23 protein-coding genes are annotated in these 25,543 nt (G+C 68.0%); all 23 read right to left on the reverse strand.

Annotated features, from left to right (window positions below; genetic code table 11):
* Window positions 1-45: 45 nt before the first annotated feature.
* Window positions 46-297 carry a hypothetical protein gene (locus PHR85_RS01380; protein ID WP_300049516.1) on the reverse strand — a complete coding sequence of 84 codons (252 nt, stop codon included), beginning with the start codon at window positions 295-297 and terminating at the stop codon, window positions 46-48.
* Window positions 298-556: 259 nt separating this feature from the next.
* Entirely contained in the window at window positions 557-2,437 is a 1,881-nt protein-coding gene (locus tag PHR85_RS01385; RefSeq protein WP_300049518.1) for an ABC transporter ATP-binding protein, read from the reverse strand.
* A 3-nt stretch (window positions 2,438-2,440) separates the two neighbouring features.
* Window positions 2,441-3,664 carry a cell division protein FtsZ gene (gene ftsZ / locus PHR85_RS01390; protein ID WP_300049520.1) on the reverse strand — a complete coding sequence of 408 codons (1,224 nt, stop codon included), beginning with the start codon at window positions 3,662-3,664 and terminating at the stop codon, window positions 2,441-2,443.
* Between the two features lie 68 nt (window positions 3,665-3,732).
* On the reverse strand, window positions 3,733-4,962 hold the full coding sequence (gene ftsA, locus PHR85_RS01395) for a cell division protein FtsA (RefSeq protein ID WP_300049522.1): 1,230 nt from the start codon (window positions 4,960-4,962) through the stop codon (window positions 3,733-3,735).
* Window positions 4,963-4,975: 13 nt separating this feature from the next.
* Window positions 4,976-5,794, reverse strand: coding sequence for a cell division protein FtsQ/DivIB (locus PHR85_RS01400; RefSeq protein ID WP_300049524.1), 819 nt, complete (start codon window positions 5,792-5,794; stop codon window positions 4,976-4,978).
* A gap of 1 nt (window position 5,795) precedes the next feature.
* Window positions 5,796-6,773 (reverse strand): D-alanine--D-alanine ligase, encoded by a 978-nt coding sequence (locus PHR85_RS01405; protein WP_300049526.1) that lies wholly within the window; start codon window positions 6,771-6,773, stop codon window positions 5,796-5,798.
* Window positions 6,770-8,194: a UDP-N-acetylmuramate--L-alanine ligase gene (murC, locus tag PHR85_RS01410; RefSeq protein ID WP_300049528.1), complete on the reverse strand. Its 1,425-nt coding sequence runs from the start codon at window positions 8,192-8,194 to the stop codon at window positions 6,770-6,772. The genes PHR85_RS01405 and murC overlap by 4 nt, the downstream gene beginning before the upstream one ends.
* The gene (gene murG / locus PHR85_RS01415) at window positions 8,191-9,276 is read right to left on the reverse strand and encodes an undecaprenyldiphospho-muramoylpentapeptide beta-N-acetylglucosaminyltransferase (protein ID WP_300049530.1); all 1,086 of its coding nucleotides are present in this window, start codon (window positions 9,274-9,276) and stop codon (window positions 8,191-8,193) included. Before murG ends, murC begins: the two co-directional genes overlap by 4 nt.
* On the reverse strand, window positions 9,273-10,523 hold the full coding sequence (gene ftsW / locus PHR85_RS01420) for a putative lipid II flippase FtsW (protein ID WP_300049532.1): 1,251 nt from the start codon (window positions 10,521-10,523) through the stop codon (window positions 9,273-9,275). The genes murG and ftsW overlap by 4 nt, the downstream gene beginning before the upstream one ends.
* Window positions 10,520-12,064, reverse strand: coding sequence for a UDP-N-acetylmuramoyl-L-alanine--D-glutamate ligase (murD, locus tag PHR85_RS01425; RefSeq protein WP_300049534.1), 1,545 nt, complete (start codon window positions 12,062-12,064; stop codon window positions 10,520-10,522). Before murD ends, ftsW begins: the two co-directional genes overlap by 4 nt.
* 8 nt (window positions 12,065-12,072) lie before the next feature.
* Complete coding sequence (gene mraY / locus PHR85_RS01430; RefSeq protein ID WP_300049536.1) at window positions 12,073-13,251, reverse strand: phospho-N-acetylmuramoyl-pentapeptide-transferase; 1,179 nt, start codon at window positions 13,249-13,251, stop codon at window positions 12,073-12,075.
* Window positions 13,245-14,639: a UDP-N-acetylmuramoyl-tripeptide--D-alanyl-D-alanine ligase gene (gene murF, locus PHR85_RS01435; protein ID WP_300049538.1), complete on the reverse strand. Its 1,395-nt coding sequence runs from the start codon at window positions 14,637-14,639 to the stop codon at window positions 13,245-13,247. Before murF ends, mraY begins: the two co-directional genes overlap by 7 nt.
* Window positions 14,636-16,180: a UDP-N-acetylmuramoyl-L-alanyl-D-glutamate--2,6-diaminopimelate ligase gene (locus PHR85_RS01440; RefSeq protein ID WP_300049540.1), complete on the reverse strand. Its 1,545-nt coding sequence runs from the start codon at window positions 16,178-16,180 to the stop codon at window positions 14,636-14,638. Before PHR85_RS01440 ends, murF begins: the two co-directional genes overlap by 4 nt.
* Entirely contained in the window at window positions 16,177-17,916 is a 1,740-nt protein-coding gene (locus PHR85_RS01445) for a penicillin-binding protein 2 (protein ID WP_300049542.1), read from the reverse strand. The genes PHR85_RS01440 and PHR85_RS01445 overlap by 4 nt, the downstream gene beginning before the upstream one ends.
* Window positions 17,913-18,203 carry a cell division protein FtsL gene (gene ftsL, locus PHR85_RS01450; RefSeq protein ID WP_300049544.1) on the reverse strand — a complete coding sequence of 97 codons (291 nt, stop codon included), beginning with the start codon at window positions 18,201-18,203 and terminating at the stop codon, window positions 17,913-17,915. Before ftsL ends, PHR85_RS01445 begins: the two co-directional genes overlap by 4 nt.
* Window positions 18,200-19,126 carry a 16S rRNA (cytosine(1402)-N(4))-methyltransferase RsmH gene (gene rsmH / locus PHR85_RS01455; RefSeq protein ID WP_300049546.1) on the reverse strand — a complete coding sequence of 309 codons (927 nt, stop codon included), beginning with the start codon at window positions 19,124-19,126 and terminating at the stop codon, window positions 18,200-18,202. Before rsmH ends, ftsL begins: the two co-directional genes overlap by 4 nt.
* Before the next feature lie 10 nt (window positions 19,127-19,136).
* Entirely contained in the window at window positions 19,137-19,565 is a 429-nt protein-coding gene (mraZ, locus tag PHR85_RS01460; protein WP_300049548.1) for a division/cell wall cluster transcriptional repressor MraZ, read from the reverse strand.
* Between the two features lie 263 nt (window positions 19,566-19,828).
* Window positions 19,829-20,287 carry a hypothetical protein gene (locus PHR85_RS01465; RefSeq protein ID WP_300049550.1) on the reverse strand — a complete coding sequence of 153 codons (459 nt, stop codon included), beginning with the start codon at window positions 20,285-20,287 and terminating at the stop codon, window positions 19,829-19,831.
* A gap of 87 nt (window positions 20,288-20,374) precedes the next feature.
* On the reverse strand, window positions 20,375-21,718 hold the full coding sequence (gene hslU, locus PHR85_RS01470; RefSeq protein WP_300049552.1) for an ATP-dependent protease ATPase subunit HslU: 1,344 nt from the start codon (window positions 21,716-21,718) through the stop codon (window positions 20,375-20,377).
* A gap of 2 nt (window positions 21,719-21,720) precedes the next feature.
* Window positions 21,721-22,281, reverse strand: coding sequence for an ATP-dependent protease subunit HslV (gene hslV / locus PHR85_RS01475; protein WP_300049555.1), 561 nt, complete (start codon window positions 22,279-22,281; stop codon window positions 21,721-21,723).
* A 76-nt stretch (window positions 22,282-22,357) separates the two neighbouring features.
* Window positions 22,358-23,005 (reverse strand): RNA polymerase-binding protein DksA, encoded by a 648-nt coding sequence (dksA, locus tag PHR85_RS01480; RefSeq protein WP_300049557.1) that lies wholly within the window; start codon window positions 23,003-23,005, stop codon window positions 22,358-22,360.
* 80 nt (window positions 23,006-23,085) lie between these two features.
* Entirely contained in the window at window positions 23,086-24,180 is a 1,095-nt protein-coding gene (locus PHR85_RS01485; RefSeq protein WP_300049559.1) for a GTP-binding protein, read from the reverse strand.
* Window positions 24,181-24,277: 97 nt separating this feature from the next.
* Window positions 24,278-25,372, reverse strand: a complete 1,095-nt coding sequence (locus PHR85_RS01490) for a transposase (RefSeq protein ID WP_300049561.1) — start codon at window positions 25,370-25,372, stop codon at window positions 24,278-24,280.
* Window positions 25,373-25,543: the final 171 nt, after the last annotated feature.

The raw sequence follows: 25,543 nt of genomic DNA on the forward strand, positions 1-25,543 counted from the left end.
AAAATTTTTCTACTGAAAAGCACCCTGAAACCAGTCGTGCCACTGTCAAGAAACCGTCATGGCAACGGGCTCTACGGGTTGTTCCCTCTTCAGGAGTCCCTGCTCGACCATCTTTTCGAGCACGGCGCTCAACTGCTGATGGGTTCGCAGCAAGGCCGGCAGGGTCATGGCCAGACTGCCCACGGGTTGCACGGCAGCCTTGTCCTCGACAAGGTTCTGTATGTTGACCAGGTCGAGGCGGACGATGCCATCGATCAGGCGGATGTTGGCGATGCCGTCGGCGTAGAGTGTTTGCATGTTTTTTCCAGAAATCTGGTTTCTACAGGAGTTTTGCCATTATTAAATATGTAGCCAATTTTACCACTCAATAACAAGCCACAAGAAAACCATGTCATGCTTGAAAAATGATTCGAGCGCCGCTTTTACTCGGAAAATTCAAGTAAATATGTTCGAATTGATTACCAAAACGCAGAATCGATCTTCTGGCATGGGTCAAAAAAAATCGCGCACAACGGCGCGATTCACCAGGCTGGCAACGCCTTGAAACGGAGGGGCCTCACCCCTCCTCCCCCAAGAAGCCCCCGCTCTGCCGCGCCCACAGCCGCGCATAGAGCCCGCCCCGCGCCAGCAGCTCGGCATGGGTGCCGGTCTCGGCGATGCGGCCCTGGTCCAGCACGATGAGCCGGTCCATCGCCGCGATGGTCGACAGGCGGTGCGCGATCGCGACCACGGTCTTGCCCTCCATCAGCCGGTACAGGCTGGCCTGGATGGCGGCCTCGACCTCGGAGTCGAGCGCGCTGGTGGCCTCGTCGAGCAGCAGGATCGGCGCATCCTTGACCATCACGCGCGCGATCGCGACGCGCTGACGCTGGCCGCCCGACAGCTTGACGCCGCGCTCGCCGACATGGGCGTCGTAGCCTTGGCGGCCTTGCGGGTCGCTCAGGGTCTGGATGAACTCGTGCGCCTCGGCCTTCTTCGCGGCCTCGACCATGGCGGCGTCGCCGGCGTCGGGCCGGCCATAGAGGATGTTGTCGCGCACCGAGCGGTGCAGCAGCGAGGTGTCCTGGGTCACCATGCCGATATGCTCGCGCAGGCTGTCCTGCTGCACCGACGCGATGTCCTGGCCATCGACCAGGATGCGGCCCTGCTCCAGGTCATGAAAGCGCAGCAGCAGGTTGATCAGGGTCGACTTGCCGGCGCCGGAACGGCCCACCAGGCCGATCTTCTCGCCCGGGCGGATGGTCAGGTCGAGCCCGTCGATCACCCAGCGCGGCGCCGCGCCCAAGGCGGCCGACTGGCCGTAGCCGAAGCTGACGCGCTCGAAGCGGACCTCGCCGCGCGGCACCCGCAGCGGCGGCGCGCCGGGCCGGTCGACCACGCGCTGCGGCTGCGCCAGCGTGTTGATGCCGTCCTGCACCGTGCCGACATGCTCGAACAGCGAGGCCATCTCCCACATCACCCAGTGCGACATGCCGTTGAGGCGCAGCGCCATCGCGCTGGCCGCCGCCACCGCGCCGATGCCGACCTGGCCCAGGCTCCACAGCCACAGGGCCACCCCGGCGGTGCTGACGATCAGCGCCATGCTGAGCAGGTGGTTGACGACCTCGATGCCGCTGACCAGGCGCATCTGGCCATGCACGGTCAGCATGAATTCCTGCATCGCCGACTTGGCGTAGCTGGCCTCGCGCCCGGCGTGCGAGAACAGCTTGACGGTCGCGATGTTGGTGTAGGCGTCGGTGATGCGCCCGGTCATGAGCGAGCGCGCATCGGCCTGCGCGCGCGAGACGCGCGACAGCCGTGGCACGAACCAGCGCAGCGAGACCGCGTAGAGCGCGACCCAGCCCAGGAAGGGCAGCAGCAGCCAGGCATCGAAGCCGCCCAGCACGGCGGTCATGGTGACAAAGTAGATGGTGACGAAGACCAGGATGTCGGTCAGCGTCAGGCAGGTGTCGCGCACCGCGAGCGCGGTCTGCATCACCTTGGCCGCGACGCGGCCGGCGAACTCGTCCTGGTAGAAGGCCATGCTCTGGCCCAGCATCAGGCGGTGGAAGTTCCAGCGCAGCCGCATCGGGAAGTTGCCCGCCAGCGTCTGGTGCTTGAGCATCGTCTGCAGCGCGACCAGCACCACGCTGGCGAGCACCAAGGCGCCCAGCAGCAGCAGCTGGCTGCCGTGGCGCTCCCAGAGCTGCTGCGGCGGCACCTGCCCCAGCCAGTCGACCAGCCGACCGAGCATGGCGAACAGCAGCGCCTCGAAGGCACCGATCGCCGCCGTCAGCAGCGTCATGCCCAGGATGTAGGGCCGCAGGCCCCGGGTGCCCTCCCAGAGGAAGGCCGCGAAGCCGCGCGGCGGCGTGCGCGGCGCGGCTTGCGGGTAGGGATCGACACGCCACTCGAAGCAGCGCCAGAGGGCGAAGCCCTGGTCGTTGCGCGGGCTCAAACCTCAGTCGGCCTGGCGACGCAGGAAGGCCGGGATCTCGATGTCGTCCATGCCGCCCGAGGACAGCGCGTCGACGCGCGAGGCGGCCGTGGTGCGATCGACCGGCTTGCGCCAGATGGTCGGCACGCCGAGGTCACCGCCGGCGGCCGTGACCGCGCCACCCAGGCCGGAATGGCCGCTGGGCTGACGCAAGCCCGCCGACAGCTCGAAGGGGTCGGTGCCGGTGCGCACGCCGGTCTGGACCACGGTCAGCGGCTGGCGCGCGGCCTGGCGGTTCAGGCCGGTGGCGACCACGGTGACGCGGATCGCGTCGCCCAGCGACTCGTCGTAGGCGGTGCCATAGATGACATGGGCATCGGGCGCGGCGAAGGCCCGGATGGTGTTCATCGCGACCTTGGATTCGCTCAGCTTGAGCGAGCCCCGGCCGGCGCTGATCAGCACCAGCACGCCCTTGGCGCCGCGCATGTCGACGCCTTCGAGCAGCGGGCAGGCGACGGCCTGCTCGGCGGCGATGCGGGCCCGGTCCGGACCGCTGGCGATGGCGGTGCCCATCATGGCCTTGCCGGGCTCGCCCATCACGGTGCGCACGTCCTCGAAGTCGACGTTGACCATGGCCTCGACGTTGATGATCTCGGCGATGCCGCCGACCGCGTTCTTGAGCACGTCGTTGACCTCGGAGAAGGCGTCATCGAGGATCGCGTCATCGCCCATGACCTCGAGCAGCTTGTCGTTGAGCACGACGATCAGCGAGTCGACGTTGGCTTCGAGCTCGGCCAGGCCGGCATCGGCGTTGCTCATGCGGCGGCCACCTTCCCAGTCGAAAGGCTTGGTCACCACGCCCACGGTCAGGATGCCCATCTCCTTGGCCAGCTTGGCGATCAACGGCGCGGCGCCGGTGCCGGTGCCCCCGCCCATGCCGGCGGTGATGAAGAGCATGTGCGCGCCATCGATCGCGGCGCGGATGTCGGACTCGGCCATCTCGGCGGCGATGCGGCCCTTCTCGGGCTTGCTGCCGGCGCCCAGACCGGACTGGCCGAGCTGGATCTTGCGGTGCGCGGCGGCCTTGTTGAGCGCCTGCGCATCGGTGTTGGCGCAGATGAACTCGACGCCCTGCACCTGGCAACGGATCATGTGATCGACCGCGTTGCTGCCGCCGCCACCCACACCGATCACCTTGATCAGGGTGCCGCGGTTGAATTCCTCGACTTCGATCATCTCGATGCTCATTTCCCTACTCCTTGCATGCGTTTGAACCTGAAACTAGAACCACCCGAAAAACCTGCCTGGGTGCCGGCTCAGAAGTTGCCGACGAACCAGTCCTTGATCCGGCCCAGCGTGCCCTGGACCGATCCCGTCTTCTGCGCCACCTTCTGGCCACGCAGGCGGTCCAGCCTGGCTTGCTCGAGCAGGCCCATGACGGCGGCCGAGCGCGGCTGCGCGACCATGTCGCTGAGCGCGCCCGCATAGCGCGGCACGGCGCGGCGCACCGGCTTGAGGAAGATGTCCTCGCCGAGCTCGACCATGCCGGGCATGACCGAGCTGCCGCCGGTCAGCACGATGCCCGACGACAGCCGTTCCTCGTGACCCGAGTCGCGGATCACCTGCTGCACCAGCGCGAAGATCTCCTCGACGCGCGGCTCGATCACGCCGGCCAGCGCCTGGCGGCTCAGCATGCGCGGGCCGCGGTCGCCCAGGCCGGGCACCTCGACCCGCTGCTCGGGGTCGGCCAGCAGCTGCTTGGCGTAGCCATGCTCGACCTTGATTTCCTCGGCGTCCTTGGTCGGCGTGCGCAGCGCCATCGCGATGTCGCTCGTGATCAGGTCGCCAGCGATCGGGATCACCGCGGTGTGGCGGATCGCGCCGCCCGAGTAGATCGCGACGTCGGTGGTGCCCGCGCCGATGTCGACCAAGGCGACGCCGAGCTCCTTCTCGTCCTCGGTCAGCACGGCGTGGCTGGATGCCAGCGGGTTGAGCATCAGGCGCTCGACCTCCAGGCCGCAGCGGCGCACGCATTTCATGATGTTCTCGGCCGCGCTCTGGGCTCCGGTCACGATGTGGACACGGGCGTCGAGGCGGATGCCGCTCATGCCGACCGGCTCCTTGACCTCGTGGCCATCGATGATGAACTCCTGCGGCTCGGCCAGCAGCAGGCGCTGGTCGTTCGGGATGTTGACGGCCTTGGCCGCCTCGATCACACGGGCCACGTCGGCGGGCATGACCTCGCGGTCCTTGACCGGCACCATGCCGCTCGAATTCATGCCGCGGATATGGCTGCCGGTGATGCCGGTGTAGACGCGCGCGATGTGGCAGTCGGCCATCAGCTCGGCTTCCTTGAGCGCTTGCTGGATGCTGGCGACGGTGGCGTCGATGTTGACGACCACGCCGCGCCGCAGGCCGCTGCTCGGCGCCACGCCCAGACCGGCCAGCTTGAGCTGACCACCGGGCTGGACCTCCGCCACCACCACCATGACCTTGGCGGTACCGATGTCGAGTCCGACCACGATGTCTTTCTGTTCCTTGGCCATCTGTCTACCTCGATTATTTCTTACGGACCCGGACTCGGACTCGGGCAGCGAGCGCCGCCGCGGCCTTGTCGTCCGTGACGGTCTGGACGCCGCGCATGCGCACGGCGTAGCCATTGGGATAACGCAGGTCGGCGGACTCCAGGTCACGCCCGCCGTAGCGCGCGATCAGCTCGGGCCAGGTCGCCCCGAAACGACGCGCGCGCGCCAGCAATTCGGTCGAATCACCGCGGCCGAGCTCGATCACCGTACCACCTGTCAGCGTGGCGCGCCAGTGGCCACTGGCATCGAGTTCGAGCCGGCTGATGCCATGCTGCAGCGACTGGAACACCGGTTGCAACTGGCGGTAGAGCGCGTAGACCTGCTCCGAACGGCCCTCGGGGCCGAGCAGCTCGGGCCAGGTCGCGGTCTGGGGCTCGTCGGGATCGGCCTCGAACACCACCCCCTGGAAATTGACCAGCGTGTCGCTGCCGGCTTCCCCCCACCAGGCGGCCGCCTCATGCTCCTCCAGCGTGACATGCAGGCGATTCGGAAACTCGCGCTTGACCACGGCCTGGCGCACCCAGGGGGCGCTCTCGAACAGGCGCTTGACCTCCTGCAGGTCCAGCGTCAGGAAGCTGCCGCGCAGCTGCGGCGCCAGGATGGCGCGAAAGGCGACCTCGTTCTGGTGCTCGACCTCGCCATCGATGACGATGTGGCCCAGCGTCCAGGACGGGTGGCGCGCCGCCCACAGCGCGGCGCTGCCGAGCGCGGCCAAGGCCACGCCCAGGAACAGGGCCGAAGCGACCCAGTTCATCAGGCGGACGTCGAACGGCAAGGCGGAGCGGGTCGCCATTTCAGTCTCCGTGCGGCACGGGCAGCGGATTGTCGAGGCTGGCCGAAGCCAGCACCCGCAGGCAGAGCTGCTCGTAGCTGAGGCCGGTCGAGCGCGCCGACATCGGCACCAGCGAATGGCTGGTCATGCCGGGCGAGGTGTTGATCTCCAGCAGATAGGGCCGGCGCGCGCGGGCATCGATCATCACGTCGGCGCGGGCCCAGCCACGACAGCCCAGGGTGCGAAAGGCCTTCAGCACCAGGGCCTGGACGGCGGCCTCCTCGCCCTCGGGCAGCCCGCAGGGCACCAGGTACTGGGTGTCGTCGGTGAAGTACTTGTGCTCGTAGTCGTAGTTGCCGTCCGGCGCGACGATGCGGATCACCGGCAGCGCGCTGGCCTGCGCGCCCGTGCCCAGCACCGGGCAGGTGACCTCGTCGCCGGCGATGAACTGCTCGCACAGCACCTCGGGGTCGTGGCGCGCGGCCAACGCATAGGCCTGCGCGCATTGCGCCGCATCGGTGACCTTGGTCAGACCCAGGCTGGAGCCCTCGCGCGCCGGCTTGACGATCATCGGCGCACCGAGCTCGGCCAGCGCGGCGACCGTCTGCTCGACACTGTCGACCTGGCGCCAGGCCGGCGTCGACAGGCCCTCTGCCAGCCAGATGCGCTTGGTCATGATCTTGTCCATCGCGACGCTCGACGCCAGCACGCCGGAGCCGGTGTAGGGAATGCCCATCAGCTCAAGCGCGCCCTGCACCGTGCCGTCCTCGCCGAAGCGTCCGTGCAGGTTGATGAAGACGCGCTCGAAGCCCTCGCGCTTGAGCTCGCCGAGGTCACGCCGCGCGGGGTCGAAGGCCTGGGCATCGACGCCCTGGTCCAGCAGCGCCTGCAGGACGCCCTGGCCCGACATCAGCGAGATCTCGCGCTCGCCAGAAAAGCCGCCCATCAGGACGGCGACCTTGCCCATGGCCTTGGGATTGATGCCATCGGTCGCGTTCATGCGGCCTCCTTGTCAGCGGTCGGGGCGGCGGCCAGCGCCACCAGCTGGGCTGGCACCGCGCCGATCGAACCCGCGCCCATGCAGAGCACCACGTCGCCATCGCGCGCGTTGTCGAGCACGGCCCGCGCCATGTCGGCGATCGGGTCGATGAACACCGGTTCGACCTTGCCCGCGACGCGCAGCGCGCGCGCCAGGGCCCGGCCATCGGCCGCCACCACTGGCGCCTCGCCGGCGGCATAGACCTCGGCCAGCAGCACCGCGTCGGCCTGGCCGATGACCTTGACGAAGTCCTCGAAGCAATCGCGGGTGCGGCTGTAGCGGTGCGGCTGGAAGGCCAGCAGCAGGCGCCGGCCAGGGAAGGCACCGCGCGCGGCGGCCAGCGTGGCGGCCATCTCGACCGGGTGGTGGCCGTAGTCGTCGATCACGGTCGCCTGGCCGCCCGTGGGCAGCGCGACCTCGCCGTAGCGCTGGAAGCGCCGGCCCACGCCCTTGAACTGGGCCAGCGCTTCGAGCAGCGCCTCGTCGGGCACGCCGAGCTCGACCGCGACCGCGATCGCCGCCAGCGCGTTGAGCACGTTGTGGTGGCCCGGCAGGTTGAGCACCACGTCGAGATCGGGCAGCTGGACGCCGTTGCGGCGCTGGACGCGGAAATGCATCTGGCCACCGACGGCGCGGATGTCGAGCGCGCGCACCTGCGCGTCCTCGGCGATGCCGTAGCTGGTGATCGGGCGCTCGATGCGCGGCAGCAGCTCGCGCAGGGTCGGATCGTCGACGCAGACCACCGCCGCGCCGTAGAAGGGCATGTGGTGCAGGAACTCGACGAAGGCATCCTTGAGCCGGCCGAAGTCGTGGCCGTAGGTCTCCATGTGGTCGGCGTCGATGTTGGTGACGACCGCCAGCACCGGCAACAGCTTGAGGAAGGAGGCATCGGACTCGTCGGCCTCGACCACGATGTACTCGCCCGAGCCCAGGCGCGCGTTGGCGCCGGTGCTGTTGAGCTTGCCGCCGATCACGAAGGTCGGGTCCAGCCCGGCGGCCGCCAGCACGCTGGCGACCAGGCTGGTGGTGGTGGTCTTGCCGTGGGTGCCGGCGATCGCCACGCCCTTCTTCATGCGCATCAGCTCGGCCAGCATGACGGCGCGCGGCACCACCGGAATCAGCTTGGCGCGGGCGGCCAGCACCTCGGGGTTGTCGGCCTTGACCGCGGTCGAGGTCACGATGCAGTCGGCGCCCTCGATGTAGGCGGCATTGTGGCCCTGGTGCACGCGGGCGCCGAGCTCGATCAGGCGGCGCGTGACCGGGCCGTAGCCGAGGTCGCTGCCCGAGATGCGGTAGCCCAGGGTCAGCAGCACCTCGGCGATGCCGCTCATGCCGGAGCCACCGATGCCGACGAAATGGATATGCCGGATGGCGTGTTTCATGTTCCTGTTTTCTCTTTCTTGTCTATCAGGCGCTCGCAGGCGGCCACCATGGCCTCGACCGCGCCGGTCTGGCGCAGCGCGCGGGCTTTTGCCGCGCGGGCTTGCAGTTCGACCCGATCCAGACCTTGCAGCAGGCCGGCCAGCCGCTCGGGCGTGAGTTCGGCCTGCGGCAGCAGCCAGCCCGCGCCGGCATCGACCAGGAAGCGCGCATTGTGGGTCTGGTGGTCATCGACCGCGTGCGGGAAAGGCACGAAGGCCGCCGCCGCGCCGACCGCGGCCAGTTCGGTCACGGTGCTGGCGCCAGCGCGGGCGATCACGAGATCGGCAGCGGCGAAGGCCCGCGCCGTGTCGCGGATGAAGGGGGTCAGGGTGGCCAGCACGCCGGCTTCGGCGTAGGCCGCGCGCAAGGCGTCGATCTGCTTTTCGCCGCCCTGGTGGGTGACGACCGGGCGCTGCTCGAAGGGGATCAAGGCCAGCGCGCGCGGCACCACGTTGTTGAGCGCCTGCGCGCCCAGGCTGCCGCCGACCACCAGCAGCTGCAGCGGACCGCTGCGGCCGGCAAAGCGCACGGCCGGCTCGGGCTGCGCCAGGAATTCGGCGCGCAAGGGGTTGCCGATCCATTCACCGCCGGGCAGCGCGTCGGGGTAGGCGCTGAAGGACCGCTCGGCCAGCTTGGCCAGCCAGCGGTTCGACAGGCCGGCGATCGAGTTCTGCTCGTGCAGCAGGATGGGCACGCCGGCGAGTCGCGCCGCCAGCCCGCCCGGCACCGTGATGTAGCCCCCCAGGCCCAGCACGACGTCGGGCTGGACGCGCCTGAGCACGCGCCTGGCTTGAGTCAACGCGCGCGCCAGCCGCAGCGGCAGCCAGGCCAGCGTCTTGAGTCCCTTGCCGCGCACGCCGCCGAACTCGATCGGCTCGAAGGCGAAACCGCGCGGCGGCACCAGCCGCTCCTCCATGCTGGCGGGCACGCCGAGCCAGTGCACGCGCCAGCCGCGCGCGCGCAGCGCCTCGGCCACCGCCAACCCGGGGAAGATATGGCCGCCGGTGCCACCAGCCATCACGAGCGCACAGGGCTGACTCATACCCGGCCTCCGTGCATCAGCTGCTTGTTCTCATGGTCGATGCGCAGCACGATCGCGATCGCGACCAGATTCATCAGGATGGCGGAGCCGCCGTAGCTCATCAAGGGCAGCGTCAGGCCCTTGGTCGGCAGCACGCCCAGGCAGACACCAAAATTGATCAGCGCCTGGAAACCGAGCCAGAGGCCCACGCCCTGCGCCACCAGGCCGGAAAACAGTTGATCGAGCGCGACCGCCTGGCGACCGATCTGCATGATGCGGCGCGTGAGCCAGAAGAAGGTGAACACCAGCGCGAACACGCCGACCAGTCCGAACTCCTCGCCGATCACGGCCAGCAGGAAGTCGGTGTGGCCCTCGGGCAGCCAGTGCAGCTTCTCGACGCTCGATCCCAGGCCGACGCCGTGGATCTCGCCGCGACCGATCGCGATCAGCGAATGGCTGAGCTGGTAGCCCTTGCCGAGCGCGTATTTCTCGTCGAAAGGTTCGAGGAAGGCGAGCGCGCGCGCCAGACGCCAGGGCGAAAACATGATGGCAATCGAGAGGCCCAGCACCAGGAAGGCGCCGATGACCATCATCACCTTGAGGTTGACGCCGCCCAGGAACAGGATGCCGAATGCGATGACGGTGATCACGATCAGCGCGCCCAGGTCGGGCTCTCGCATCAGCAAGCCACCGGCGGCGGCCACCGCGAGGCCCATCGGAAAGATGGCCTTCATGAAACTCTCCTTGACCTCCATCTTGCGCACCATGTAGCCGGACGCGTAAGCCACCATCGTGATCTTGGCGAACTCGGAGGGCTGGAAGTTGATGAGGCCCAGCGGTATCCAGCGCGTCGCGCCGTTGACATTGCGACCCACCACCAGCACCAGCGCCAGCAGCAGCAGCGCGCAGAAAAAGAGCCGCTTCGAGTACTTTTCCCAGAAGCTCATCGGCACCTGAAACGCGAGGTAGCCGGCCAGGATGCCGAGCAGGATGGAGCTGCCATGACGAACCGCGAAGTGCAGCGGCGAGAGATTGCCGAAGCGAGGGTTGTCGGCCAGCGCGATCGAGGCCGAATAGACCATCACGAGACTGAAGCACAGCAGGCCGAGCACGACCCAGAGCAGCATCTGGTCGAAACCCACGTCGCGCACCCAGCGGTCGGAGCGCCCACCCGAGTAGTCCCGGCTCGACAGGTGGACCGGGATGTCGGACACGCCAGCACCCTTGCGGCCCAGCAGCCTGGCCAAGCCAGCGGCGATGCGCTTCATGCCGGCGTCCCCTCGTCTTGCTGCAGCTCCCGCACCGCCTCGACGAAGACCTGGGCGCGGTGCGCGTAGTCCTTGAACATGTCGAGGCTGGCGCAGGCGGGCGACAGCAGCACGGCGTCGCCGGCTTGCGCCTGGCGCGCGCACCATTGCACGGCCTCGGGCAGCGTGGCGCAATCGTGCAGCGGCACGCGGCTGGCGACGAGCGCGGCGCGAATCTCGGCGGCGTCGCGACCGATCAGCGCGACCGCGCGGACGTAGCGCGCGACCGGCTCGGCCAGCGGGCCGAAGTCCTGGCCCTTGCCGTCGCCGCCCAGGATCACGACCAGCTTGCGCTCCGGCCCCAGACCCTTGAGCGCGGCCAGCGTGGCGCCGACGTTGGTGCCCTTGCTGTCGTCGATGTACTCGACCGCGCCGACGATCGCGACCGGCTCGACCCGGTGCGGCTCGCCGCGGTATTCGCGCAAGCCGTGCAGCATCGGCGCCAATGGCGCGCCAGCGGCCGTGGCCAGCGCCAGCGCGGCCAGCGCGTTGCTGGCGTTGTGACGACCCCGGATGCGCAGCGCCTCGGCCGGCATCAGTCGCTGCAGGTGGATTTCTTCTTCCTCGGCCGCGCGGCCACGGCGCACGGTCTCGTCGGCCGGCAAGGCGCGCACCAGCCAGCTCATGCCGTTGACGGTCTCCAGGCCCCAGTCACCGGCACGCTGCGGCGCCTCGGTGCCGAAGCTCTGGTTCGCGCGCGCTGGCACCGTCCTGGTCCGCCGGCCCTCTTGCACGGTCTGCGGCCGCGGCTGCCAGCCCATCACGGTGGCATCGTCGCGGTTGAGCAGCATCAGCGCGCGCTGGCCGAAGATGCGGGACTTGGCTTCGGCGTAGGCCGCCATGCCACCATGCCAGTCGAGGTGGTCCTGCGTCACGTTGAGCACGGTCGCGGCGGTCGGCTCGAAGCCCTGCATGCCATCGAGCTGGAAGCTCGACAGCTCAAGCACCCAGGCCTCGGGCAGCTCGCCGCTGTCCAGACGGGCCTGCAGCGTGTCGAGCAGGGTCGGACCGATATTGCCCGCCACCGCGACCTTGACGCCAGCCCATTCGAGCAGATGCGCGGTCAGCGCGGTGGTGGTGGTCTTGCCGTTGGTGCCGGTGATCGCCAGCACCTTGGGCTGATAGGGAGCGCTGTCCTCAGCGGGCTGCGCCAGCGTGGCGAGCGCCTGCGCGAACAGGCCGAGCTCGCCGACCACCGGCACGCCGATCGCCTGCGCGGCCCGCGCCAGGGCGCTCAGCTGGGCCGGCGCGATGCCGGGGCTGCGGCAGACCATGGCCCAGGGCCTGCGCTGGAACAGTTCAGCATCGAAGGCGGACTGGACCAGGGTCACGGCGGGGAGTTCGGCCGCCAGCGTGGCGGCCTGGGGCGGCGCGGCCCGCGTATCGGCCACCGTCACGCGGGCGCCAGCCTTGGCGCACCAGCGCGCCAGCGCGAGCCCGGACGCACCCAGGCCCAGCACGAGCACGTCGCGATCTTGCAGCAGGGGCAGGAAATTCACCATCTCGGACCTCAACGCAGCTTCAGGGTGGACAGGCCGAGCAGGCACAGCAGCATCGTGATGATCCAGAAGCGCACCACGACCTGGGTCTCGCGCCAGCCGGATTTCTCGAAATGGTGGTGCAACGGCGCCATCTTGAGGATGCGCCGGCCCTCGCCATACTTCTTCTTGGTGTACTTGAACCAGGACACCTGCAGCATGACCGACAGCGCCTCGACGACGAACACGCCACCCATGATCGCGAGCACGACTTCCTGGCGCACGATCACCGCGATGGTGCCGAGCGCGCCGCCGAGCGCCAGCGCGCCGACATCGCCCATGAACACCTGCGCCGGGTAGGCGTTGAACCAGAGAAAGGCCAGTCCCGCGCCACCCATGGCCGCGCAGAAGATCAGCAGCTCGCCCGCGCCCGGGATATAGGGCAGGAACAGGTATCTGGCGAACACCGAGTTGCCCGTCAGGTAGGCGAACACGCCGAGCACCGCGCCGACCATCACGACCGGCATGATGGCCAGGCCATCTAGACCGTCGGTCAGGTTGACGGCGTTGCTGGAGCCGACGATCACGAGGTAGGTCATGACGACGAAGCCCAGCATGCCGAGCGGGTAGGCCACTTCCTTGAAGAAGGGCACCATCAGGCCGGTCTGGGTCGGGAACTCCGTCGTGAAGCCGGACTGTGACCAGCGCACGAAGAACTCGACCATGCCGGTACCGCTGCGGCCCGAGATCGCGAACAGCAGGTAACAGGCCGACAGCAGGCCGATCAGCGACATCCAGGCGTATTTCTCGCGCGAGCGCATGCCCTCGGGGTCCTTGTTGACGACCTTGCGCCAGTCATCGACCCAGCCGATCGCGCCGAAACCCAGCGTGACGATCAGCACCACCCAGACGAAGCGGTTGCTCCAGTCGAACCAGAGCAGGGTCGAGAGCGCGATCGCGAACAGGATCAGCACGCCGCCCATGGTCGGGGTACCGCTCTTGCTCAGGTGCGACTGCATCGCGTAGCCGCGCACCGGCTGGCCGATCTTGAGCGCGGTCAGGCGGCGGATGAACCAGGGGCCGACGCCGATGCCCAGCAGCAGCGCCGTCATCGCGGCCATGACGGCGCGGAAGGTCAGGTACTGGAAGACCCGCAGGAAACCGAATTCAGGGCCCAGGCCCTGCAACCATTGCGCCAGACTGATCAGCATGGCCTCTCCTCATCCTGTGCCAACGCCTGCAACGACTGCACCAGCCGTTCCATGCGCATGAAGCGCGAGCCCTTGACCAGCACCGACCCCATGCCAGGGGCCAGCGCCAGCGCGGCGGACCGCAGCGCCTCGAAATCCTTGAAAAATCCCAGCCGGCCGTTCGATCCAGCCAGCAGCGGCGCGGCCGCCTGCTCCATCCAGCCGCCCGTCACCAGCACCGCATCGATGCCGCGCGCCAGCGCGTGACGCAGCACCTCGTCGTGGAACAGCAGGCCTTGATCGCCGACCTCGCCCATGTCGCCCAGCGCCAGCAGACGCGGCCCCGGCAACTCGGCCAGCACCTCGATCGCGGCCCGGACCGAGTCCGGATTGGCGTTGTAGCTGTCATCGACCAGGGTCAGGGCGCGACCTGAGAGGCTGAGCGGCAGCGCCCGCGAGCGACCTTTCACCGGCTCGAACGCGGCCAGGCCGCGCGCGATCGCTTCCAGCGCCACGCCAGCGGCCAGCGCACAGGCGGTGGCGGCCAGCGCATTGCCCACGTTGTGGCGGCCAGCGATGCCGAGCTCGGTTTCGAACTCGCCGGCCGGCGTGCGGGCGCGCAAACGCCAACCGCTGCCCTGCCAGTCGGCATCGCCGCTGACGTCGGCGGCGGCGCCGCCAAAGGTCAGCACGCGCCGGTCACCCGCGAGCGCGCGCCACAGCGGCGTGAATTCGTCATCGGCCGGGAACACCGCCGTGCCGTCGGCTGGCAGCGCCCGGAAGCATTCCGCGTTCTCGCGCGCCACCGCCTCGACCGTCGCCATGAACTCCTGGTGCTCGCGCTGCGCGTTGTTGACCAGCGCCACCGTGGGCTGCGCGATATGCGCCAGCCCCACGATCTCGCCGGGATGGTTCATGCCGAGCTCGACCACCGCGAGCCGGTGGCTGGCCTGCAGGCGCAGCACGGTCAGCGGCACGCCGATCTCGTTGTTGAGGTTGCCCTGGGTCGCCAGCGCCGCCTCGCCCACGGCAGCGCGCAGGATGGACGCGATCATCTGCGTCACCGTGGTCTTGCCGTTGCTGCCGGTCACGGCGATCAGCGGCAGCTCGAACTGGGCGCGCCAGAGTCGGGCCAGCTCGCCCAGCGCCAGGCGGCTGTCGGCCACCTCGACCCCGGGCAGGCCAGCCTGCTCAAGGCCGCGCTCGGCCAGCGCGACTGCGGCGCCGGATGCGCGCGCCTGCGCCAGATAGTCATTGGCGTCGAAGCGCTCGCCGCGCAGCGCGACGAACAGGTCACCCGGCTGCAGCGTGCGGGTGTCGCTGTGCGCGCGCAGGATCTCGACCGTCGAGAGGTCGCCGACCACGGTTACGCCGTCGAGTTCGGGCAGCAGTTGCGCCAGCGTCTTCATGCCTGCACCTCCAGGCGACTCGCGCGCCAGGCCTGCAGGGCCAAGCGGCCCTGCTTCAGATCGGAAAACGGCTGCTTCACGCCCGCGATCTCCTGGTAATCCTCATGCCCCTTGCCGGCCAGCAGCACCACGTCGCGCTCGCCGGCCTGCGCGACCGCGCGCGCAATCGCGGCGGCGCGATCCGGCTCGACTTCGACCTCGGCGGGCCGGACCAGCCCGGCGCGCAGCTGCGCCAGGATCCGCAGCGGGTCTTCGGAGCGCGGGTTGTCGCTGGTCAGCAGCAGGCGATCGGACTCGCGCTCGGCGGCGGCCGCCATCAGCGGACGCTTGCCGGCGTCGCGGTCACCGCCACAGCCGACCACGCAGCACAGGCGGCCGCCGCGCTTTTCGGCCAGCGGGCGCAGCGCCTGCAGCGCCTTTTCCAGCGCGTCGGGCGTATGGCAGTAATCGACCAGCACCAGCGGCTGACCGGCCTGCTCCGCCCCCCAGGCCGACTCCATGCGACCCGGCACCGGGGTCAGCGCGGCGGCGGCCGCCACGGCAGCGATCAGCTCGTGACCCTGAGCGCGCGCCACGGCCAGCGCGCTCAGCAGGTTGTAGAGGTTGTACTCGCCGACCAGCGGCAGGCTGATCGCCTGCGGCGCGCCCGTGGAGCCATCGGCCTGGCGCTCGACCAGGCCGAAGCACAGTCCGGTCTCGGTCAACGCCCAGTCGGTCACGCGCAGCCGCGCCTGCGGCGCATGCACGGCGATGGACCACAGGTCGAGCGCGCCGGCATCGGCGCGCGGCTGCAGTTCGGCCGCCAGCAAGGCGCCGCAAGGGTCATCGAGATTGACCACCGCCGCCCGCAGCCCCGGCCAGTCGAACAGCGCGCGCTTGGCGCGCCAGTAGGCATCCATCGTGCCGTGGTAGTCCAGATGGTCCTGGGTCAGGTTGCTGAAGACGGCGCCGCGGATGCGGGTCGCGTTGAGCCGGCCTTCCTGCAGACCGATCGAGGACGCCTCGACCACGGCGGCCCGGAGGCCCGCGTCGGCCCAGCGCCGCAGGCCCGCCTGCCAGCTCACGGGGTCGGGCGTGGTCAGCCCGGTCGGCTCGAAGCCCCGGCCCGGCACCCCCATGCCCAGCGTGCCCGCCAGCGCGGCGGGCTCGCCCAAGGCGGTGAGCCATTGCGCGGTCCACCAGCCGGTCGAGGTCTTGCCATTGGTGCCGGTCAAGGCCACCACGTCCAGCTCTCGGCTGGGCTCGCCATGGAACAGGCTGGCGATCTCGCCGGTGGCAGCTTTCAGGCTCTGGAAGGCGGCCATGCGCGGATCAAGCGGATCGGTCACGAAGGGCTCGCAGCCCTCGCGCTCGACCAGGCAGGCGACCGCGCCGGCGGCCAAGGCAGCGGCGACATGGCGCCGACCGTCCTGCGCCGCGCCGGGCCAGGCCACGAAGGCATCGCCGGGCCGCACGCGCCGGCTGTCACACTGCAAGGCGCGCGCGCCTTGGCCGCGCAGCCAACGCACGGCATCGCTCGCCAGCTCGAAAGTCGCGATCACAAGGACTCCTCCACCGCCTGCGCCACGATATGGGGCTTGACGCTCATGTCGGGCTGCACGCCCAGGATGCGCAGCGCCTGCTGCACGGTCTCGCTGAACACCGGCGCCGCCACCAGGCCGCCATAGACCTGGCCGGCGCTGGGCTCGTCGAGCATGACGGCACAGATGATGCGAGGATGGTCGATCGGCGCCATGCCGGTGAACCAGGAGCGGTACTTGCCCGCGGCATAGCCCTTGCCGACCTGCTTGCGCGCGGTGCCGGACTTGCCGCCGACCGAATAGCCGATGGTCTGGGCCCGCTGGCCGGTGCCGCCGGGGCCGGTCGCCATGGCCAGCATCTTGAGCACCTGAGCGGACGTGCGCGGCGAGAACACCGGAACGCCGACGACGGGCTCGGGCCCGGGCCTCCTGAGGATGGTGGCGGGGATGATGCGCCCCTCGTTGGTGAACACCGTGTAGGAGCGCGCCATCTGGAACAGGCTGGCCGACAGGCCGTAGCCGTAGGACATGGTGGCCTGCTCGATCGGTCGCCAGGTCTTGTAGGGCCGCACGCGGCCGCCGACCACGCCGGGAAACTCCAGCTGAGGCTTCTGGCCGAAGCCGGCCGCGGTGAAAAGCTCCCACATCTCGCGCGGCTGCATCTGCATCGCCAGCTTGGTGGTGCCGACGTTGGACGACTTCTGGATCACTCCCTCGACCGTCAGCGTGCCGTAGTTGTGGGTGTCCGAGATGGTCGAGCCCGTGATCGTGATGCGACCGGGCGAGGTCTCGACGATGGTCCCGGGCTTGACGCGGCCGGATTCCAGCGCCAGCCCGATCGTGAACGGCTTCATGGTCGAGCCGGGCTCGAAGGTGTCGGTCAGCGCGCGGTTGCGCAACTGCTCGCCGGTCAGGCGCTGGCGCTGGTTCGGGTCGTAGCTCGGGTAGTTGGCCAATGCCAGCAGCTCGCCGCTCTGGGCATCGAGCACCACCACGCTGCCAGCCTGGGCCTTGTGCGCGATCACCTGATCGCGCAGCTTCTGGTAGGCGAAGTACTGGATCTTGCTGTCGATCGACAGCTGCAAGTCCTTGCCGTCCAGGGGAGGAATCGCCTCGCGGGTGTCCTCGATCACGCGGCCGAAGCGGTCCTTGATGACGCGGCGCGAGCCGGACTTGCCCGACAGCGCCTGGTTGAAGGCGAGCTCGACCCCCTCCTGCCCGACGTCCTCAACGTTGGTGAAACCGACCACATGCGCGGCCGCCTCGCCTTCCGGATAGTGCCGCTTGTACTCCTCGCGCAGGTGCAGACCCTTGATGCCGAGCGCCTTGACCTGCAGCGCCAGCGGCTCGTCGACCTGGCGCTTGATCCAGACGAAGTTCTTGCCGCCCTTGCCGATGCGGCCCTTGAGCTCCTCCAGCGACAACTGCAGCAATTCGGCGGCGCGCGCCAGCTTGGGATCGTCCAGCTCGATATCGGTGGGTTCGACCCAGATGCTCTGCGCGACCACACTGGTCGCCAGGATCACGCCATTGCGGTCGAGCACGCGGCCACGGCTGGCCGGCAGCTCAAGCGTGCGGGCGTAGCGCACCGCGCCCTCGTGCTGAAAGAAATCATTGCCCAACACCTGCACGTAGGCGGCGCGCGCCGCCATGACGGCGAAGCCCAGCGCCATCAGGCCGACGACGACCTTGCTGCGCACGGGCGGCGTCCTGCTGGCCAGCAGCGGACTGCTGCTGTAAGCAATGCCCCGGTTCACGGCTGCCCCTTCGCTGACGCGCCCGGACCCGCCTGCACATACTCCGTCACGGCCGGATTGGCCGGACGCATGCGCAGTTGACCCGCCGCGAGCTGCTGGACCCGGACCGGCGCGGCCTGGGTGTGCTTCTGCGCCAGCAGCTGGTCGTGGTCCGTCTCAAGCCGCAAGGCCTGCGACTGCGCCTTGCCCAGCGCGATGTAGACACGGCGCGACTCGTAGCGCACATGCACCAGATAAAAGGCGCTGCTCAGCAGCGCCAGCAACAAGACCAGGTTGACCCTTGTCACGGCGCCTCCACTGCGGTGCGTTCGGCCACGCGCATGACGGCGCTGCGCGCGCGCGGATTGGCCGCCACTTCAGCCTCGCCCGGCATCACGCGGCCGATGCTGCGCAAGGCCATCGGCTTCGGCAGCGCAAATGGCGCCCGGCGGTCATAGACCTCCTTGGCATGCTGGGCAATGAACTGCTTGACGATGCGGTCCTCCAGCGAGTGGAAGCTGATCACGACCAGCCGTCCACCCGGACGCAACACGCGCAGGCTGGCGCTCAGCGCTTGTTGCAGTTCTTCAAGCTCGGCATTGATGAAAATCCGAAGAGCCTGAAATGTGCGCGTTGCAGGATCCTTGCCCGGCTCGCGGGTTTTGACCGCGCCAGCCACGACTTCGGCCAGTTCGGCGGTGGTTCGCACCGGCCCCCGTTCCTGTCGGCGACGATCAATCGCCTTTGCAATCTGTTGAGCAAACCGTTCTTCGCCATAGTCACGAATCACCTCCGCCATCTGGGATATTTCGGCCTCGGCCAGCCAGTCGGCCACGCTCTCGCCCCGGGTGGGGTCCATGCGCATGTCCAGCGGCCCGTCATGCCGAAAGGAAAAACCCCGTACGGGGTCGTCGATCTGGGGCGAGCTGACCCCAAGGTCCATCAGGATGCCGTCGGCGCAGGCCGGCGGCAGCTCCGCCATGGACTTGAAGCCCTCATGGCGAATGGAAAAACGCTCGTCGTCGGCCGCCAGCGCGTCGGCCACGGCCACCGCCTGCGGGTCCTTGTCGAACGCGGTCAGACGGCCGTCGGCCGCGAGCCGCGACAGGATCAGGCGCGAATGACCGCCGCGACCAAAGGTCGCGTCGATGTAATGTCCGTCCGGCCGAATCGAAAGGGAGTCGACCGCCTCGTCCAGCAGGACGGTGCAATGAGAGAGAGGAGTTTGCACTGCCGTGCTTTCAGAAAGAGAAATCCTTGAAGGCGTCGGGCATTTCGCCCTTCATCGCCTCGGCTTCCTGGGCCGCATGGGTTTCAGCGTCCCAGAGCTCGAAATGGTTGCCCATCCCGAGCAGCACGGCCCCCTTGGTGATCCCCGCGGCCGAGCGCAGCGCGGGCGCGACGAGCACGCGCCCAGTGGCATCGAGCTCGCAGTCCATCGCATTGCCCAGGAAGATGCGCTTGCACCATTGAGCCGACATCGGCAGCTCGGCGATGCGGGCGCGAAAAGCTTCCCATTCGGGACGCGGAAAGATCATGAGGCAGCCGTGCGGGTGCTTGGTGATCGTGAGCTGGCCGGCCGCGGTCGCGCTCAGCATGTCACGATACCGAGTCGGCACGGAAAGCCGACCCTTGGCATCGAGGCTGATCGAGGACGCTCCCTGAAACACGGCATCTGGCCTTTGAGAACACTTTTCACCACTTTATTGCACTTTTTTCCACTGTAGCACCAAAAATGCCCGCCCAACAGGCTGGACTCCGGTTTTTTTGAAGTGAAATCAAAGACTTAGAGCACGGCAAAAGAGAAAGCAATGGCAAAAATCCCAAGCGGCATAAGCACTTAGACGTCATATCAGAGACAACACCTCAAGTCGGGGCAAACAGTCGGTTACAAAGCCGCGCCGCTGGCTGGGCGCCACCGCCAGCGGCAGGATCAGCAGCCCGCCTGCGCGCGCTCCTCGCGCAGGCGCTGCCGCCGCTCGCTGACGCGCTGCTGCTGCGACGCGGTGAGCTGCTGATGGCTGCGGCTGTACTGGACCTCCAGCCCGGCCTGCAAGCGGTCACAGCGCGCCCGCTGGCGTGCCCGGGTTCGCGCCTCGCGCTGCAGCGCCTGCTGCTCGGCGCGCGTCATGGCGTCGGCCCGGCTCGCGGCCCGCACCGACTGCGCAATACCCTGCTCCGCCACGCGGATCTGCCGGTCCGGACTCAGCCCAGAAGGCACGCTTTCGATGCGGTCGACCAGCGCGCCATGCTGCTGGCAATGCGCCTGCGACCAGAACAGGCCGCCGCCGTAGGCGCGACAGCGGTAGAGCTGATCGGCCTGCGCCGATACCCCGAGCGCCAGCGCGAACCCACCAAAAACGATCCGGACGGCGCTTGGCATCGATGGCATGGAATCCCCCTTGAAAATGATGGATTCATCATACAAAGGACGTGACGTGGTGTCACGCTGGATCAGCCTCCAGCTGGCGCCAGCGCGTCAGAGGATGTAGCGCGACAGGTCCTCGTCCTGGCTCAAGGCGCCCAGGCGCGCATCGACATAGGCCGCGTCGATGGTCACGGTCTGGCCTTCGAGCTTGGTCGCGTCGAAGCTGACCTCGTCGAGCAGATGCTCCATCACGGTCGCCAGGCGGCGCGCGCCGATGTTCTCGGTGCGCTCGTTGACCTCGTAGGCGATATGGGCCAGGCGCGTGACACCCTCGGGCGTGAAGTCGATCCGCACGCCTTCGGTCGCCAGCAGCGCCTGGTACTGACGCACCAGGCTGGCATGGGTCTGGGTCAGGATGGCCTCGAAGTCGGCCACCGTCAGCGATTGCAGCTCGACCCGGATCGGCAGCCGCCCCTGCAGCTCGGGCAGCAGGTCGCTGGGCTTGCTCAGGTGGAAGGCACCGCTGGCGATGAACAGGATATGGTCGGTCTTGATCGCGCCGTACTTGGTCGAGACCGTGGTGCCCTCGACCAGCGGCAGCAGGTCGCGCTGCACGCCCTGGCGCGAGACCTCGCCGGTATTCTGGCCATCGCTGCGGCTGGTGACCTTGTCGATCTCGTCGATGAAGACGATGCCGTTCTGTTCGGCGTTGTGCAGCGCCTGCTGCTTGACCTCGTCCTCGTTGAGCAGCTTGGCGGCTTCCTCGTCGAGCAGCAGCTTCCTGGCCTCGCTGATCTTGAGCTTGCGCGCCTTCTTCTTGCCGGCGCCGAACTGGCTGAACATGCCGCGCAGCTGGTCGGCCATCTCCTCCATGCCGGCCGGGGTCATGACCTCGAGCTGCGGACTGGCGACGGCGAGGTCGAGCTCGATCTCCTTGTCGTCGAGCTCGCCCTGGCGCAGCTTCTTGCGAAACACCTGGCGCGCCGCGCTGTCGGCCGGCTTGTCCTCGGCGCTGAAGCCGAAGCCCTCGGAACGCGGCGGCGGCACCAGCACGTCGAGGAGGCGCTCCTCGGCCGCGTCCTCGGCGCGCACGCGCACCTTGACCATCTCGGTCTCGCGCTGCTGCTTGATCGCGATGTCGGCCAGGTCGCGGATGATCGAGTCGACATCCTTGCCGACATAGCCGACCTCGGTGAACTTGGTCGCCTCGACCTTGATGAAGGGCGCGTTGGCGAGCTTGGCCAGCCGGCGCGCGATCTCGGTCTTGCCGACGCCGGTCGGACCGATCATCAGGATGTTCTTGGGCGTGATCTCGGGCCGCAGCTTGGGGTCGACCCGCTGGCGACGCCAGCGGTTGCGCAGCGCGATCGCGACCGCGCGCTTGGCCGCCTGCTGGCCGATGATGTGCGCGTCGAGTTCGGAGACGATCTCCTGGGGGGTCATGGCGGAGGACATGGTTACAGGACCTCGACGGTGTGGTTCATGTTGGTGTAGATGCACAGCTCGCCCGCGATCGCGAGCGACTTGCGCACGATGGCCTCGGCGTCGAGCTCGGTGTGGTCGAGCAGCGCCTTGGCCGCCGACTGGGCGTAGGCGCCGCCCGAGCCGATCGCGACGATGCCGTGCTCGGGTTCAAGCACGTCGCCGTTGCCGGTGATGATCAGGCTGGCGGTCTTGTCGGCCACGGCCAGCATGGCCTCAAGCCGGCGCAGCACGCGGTCGGTGCGCCAGTCCTTGGTCAGCTCGATGGCGGCGCGCACCAGATGGCCCTGGTGCTTGTCGAGCTTGGCCTCGAAGCGCTCGAACAGCGTGAAGGCGTCGGCGGTCGCGCCGGCGAACCCGGCCAGCACCTGGTCGCGGTAGAGCTTGCGCACCTTGCGCGCCGTGCCCTTGACGACGATGTGGCCGAGCGTGACCTGGCCGTCGCCGCCGATGGCGACCTGGACGCCCTGCGGCGTCTGGCGCCGCACGCAGACGATGGTCGTGCCGTAGAAGATCGAGGAGTCTTTGTGTTCCATGCCCGTTATTCTCGCAGGCACGGGCGCTTGTTGCGGCGTCGGCTGTCGAGTTCGGATCGGGCCTGGCCCGGCGGGATCAGTCCCCGAACATCTTCTGCTTGAGCTCGCGGCGCTGCTGCGCCTCGAGCGACAGATTGGCGGTCGGACGCGCCAGCAGGCGGCCGACGCCGATCGGCTCGCCGGTCTCGGCGCAGTAGCCGTAGTCACCGGAATCGATGCTCGCGATCGACTGCTCGATCTTCTTGAGCAGCTTGCGCTCGCGGTCGCGGGTGCGCAGTTCGAGCGCGTGCTCCTCCTCGATGGTGGCGCGGTCGGCCGGATCGGGCACGACCGTGGTGTCCTCGCGCAGGTGCTCGGTGGTCTCGCCGGCGTTGGCATGGATGCCGGCCTTGAGCAGCTGCAGCTTGCGGCGGAAATAGGCCAGCTGCACATCGTTCATGTACTCGCTTTCGGGCATGGCGAGTATCTCGGCGTCAGTCAGCTGCTCCAGCGGCTTGATCTTCCAGTTGTCTGCCAGCTGGGAATCCTTGGCTGCGGTCTTGGGTGCGGTGGTGGACATGATGACTTGAATGGAGTGGGAGACGGCGCTGGCAGCAGATCGGGTGGCCGGCGCGAGGCGCCAGCTGTCGAGCTGCCGAGGTTCAAAACCGTTCTCCTTTGATGCCCTGTCGGGCGGTCCTGGTGTTGGGCCGGACCAGGCGTTTGCGACGCCACCGGCTTTCACTCTTGTTTTCCTGACTTTATAAACTCATCGCGCGCACTTTGACTGGCGGCGGCGGCATTGTAACGGTGCCGCGCGTCAGTTCAAGCCAGACACTGCGCCAGGCCCTGCAGCAGGATGTCGCGCGGCAGGTCGATACCGATGAACACCATCTTGCTCTGGCGCTCCTCGTCGGCGCGCCATTGCGGGCCGAGGTCGCTGCCCATGAGCTGGTGCACGCCCTGGAAGATCACCTTGCGCTCGGTGCCCTTCATGTTCAGCACGCCCTTGTAGCGCAGCAGCTTGGGGCCATAGACCTGCACGATCGCGCCCAGGAAATCCTCCAGCTTGGCCGGATCGAGCGGACGCGTCTCCCGGTAGACGAAGCTCTTGACATCGTCGTCGTGGTGATGGTGGTGGCCATGACCCGGATGATGACAAGACTCGTCATGCGCATGGTCGTGGCCGCAGGCCTCGTGCCCATGATCGTGATGGCCGTGCTCATGCTCATGCTCATGCGCGTGGTCGTGCCCCGGCTCCTCGCCCTTGAGGAAGTCGGGGTCGATGTCCAGCCTGGCGTTCAGGTTGAAGCCGCGCAGGTCCAGCACCTGGTTCAGCGCCACCTGGCCGAAATGCACGGTCTGGATCGCCGCGCGCGGGTTCATGTGCTTGATGCGGTGGATCAATTCCTCGACTTCCGCCTCCGACACCAGATCGGCCTTGCTGATGAAGATCTGGTCCGCGAAGCCGACCTGGCGCTGCGCCTCCTGGCGCTCGTCGAGCTGCTGCTGCGCATGCTTGGCATCGACCAGCGTGACGATGGAGTCGAGCAGGTAGCTCTCGGCGATCTCCTCGTCCATGAAGAAGGTCTGCGCCACCGGGCCCGGATCGGCCAGGCCAGTGGTCTCGATCACCACCCGCTCGAAGTCGAGCAGGCCCTTGCGCCGCTTGGCCGCCAGCAACTGCAAGGTGCCGCGCAGGTCCTCGCGGATGGTGCAGCAGACGCAGCCGTTGCTCATCTGGATGATCTGCTCCTGGGTGTCGGAGACCAGGATCTCGTTGTCGATGTTCTCCTCGCCGAACTCGTTCTCGATCACGGCGATCTTCTGGCCATGCGCCTCGGACAGCACGCGCTGGAGCAATGTGGTCTTGCCGGATCCGAGGAATCCGGTCAGGATGGTGACGGGTATCAGGGCCATGGAGTCTCTCACAGTCAGCAGGTCGCGGCGGCACGGGCCGCCCGCGGTCAAATTGGTCAATCTGGCAGTGTAGCCCGTCTTTGACATCTTCCCCGCCCTAAAGGGCGGGAATTCCTGCTGCCAGACGGCGATGTCCCGCCGCGAGAATGTTCCTGGCCGCGTTCACGTCCCGGTCGTGGACCGTGGCGCACTCGCTGCACGCCCATTCTCTTATTCCAAGGCCTGCTCTACCTTTCGGACTGCCGGGGGGAATAGCCCCGCAGCACGAACAAGTCTGGGTTGAATACGCTTCGTTGACGACCTCGAAGACGATACCGGCCTGCTGGCTCTTGTATTCCAACATCGTCTTGAACATGGCCCAGCCCGCGTCGAGCGTGGACTTGGCCATTCTGGTCTTGACCAGCTTGGCGCTGGCCACATCGCCCACGAACAGGGCAGCGTTCTGGTTGACCAGTTGGGTGCTGAACTGGTGCAGCGCGTTTTGGCGCTGATGCTTGATCTTGGCGTGCAGGGCCTTGACGCGCCGTTTCTTGCGGGCACGCTGGGCTTTCGCCAACTTCAGCTCATGCTGGCGGAACCAGCGGCCTTCGAGGCGCTGGCCGTCCGACACAGTGGCGCAGTCCTTGAGGCCCAGATCGATGCCGACGCTGGCGGTGGGACCGGGCAAGCGGGGGCCGACGAGTTCCGGGATCTCGACGGCGACGTTGAAGTACCAGCGACCCCGGCTGTCCTCGCTGAACGAGCCGGCCCGCGGGTCGTAGTGGGCCAGCCCGTAGCTGTCCCACAAGCCGAACTGGTGGCCGGCAAAGTGGATCTGACCGGCCTTGTAGCGGGCATGACCGCCCTTGAACGGTATCCAGCCCAGCGAATATTTCGAGGATTTGGGGTTCGACACCCGCCAGTTCAGGCGGGACTTCTTGAACTGCCTGCGCCGGCTGGCGTATTCGGCACAGACGACTTGGACAGTGCCGCTGCCGATGGTGATGCCGTCGCACTGGCTGAAGCCGGCGGTGAGTTTCTGCAGGTCGTAGCCCGAGAGAAAGTGATGGCGCTCCCGGATGGCTCGGGTGCTGGTTTCGTTGCAGAAGTTGAACACCTGGTTGACCTCGCGGGCCATCTGACGCAGCACGCGGGCGTGCTTGTCCTTGATGCGCAGCTGGAGGGTCTTGGTGGCGGTGTTCACGGCCAACATCATAGGACAGCGGCTGCGCAGCGTACAACAGGCCGTGTCGGCCTGCAGCAATTCTCAATTTGGACTCAGGGAGGGGCAGGCGGGGGCTGCGGCCCCTCGGTCAGGCACAGGATCATGAACTCGATCATGGCCGACCAACTGGGGAAGTGGCAGTAGGTGGTCAGTGCGCGC

Origin of the sequence: Malikia sp. (assembly GCF_028687635.1) — a bacterium.
Taxonomy (GTDB): Bacteria; Pseudomonadota; Gammaproteobacteria; order Burkholderiales; family Burkholderiaceae_C; genus Malikia.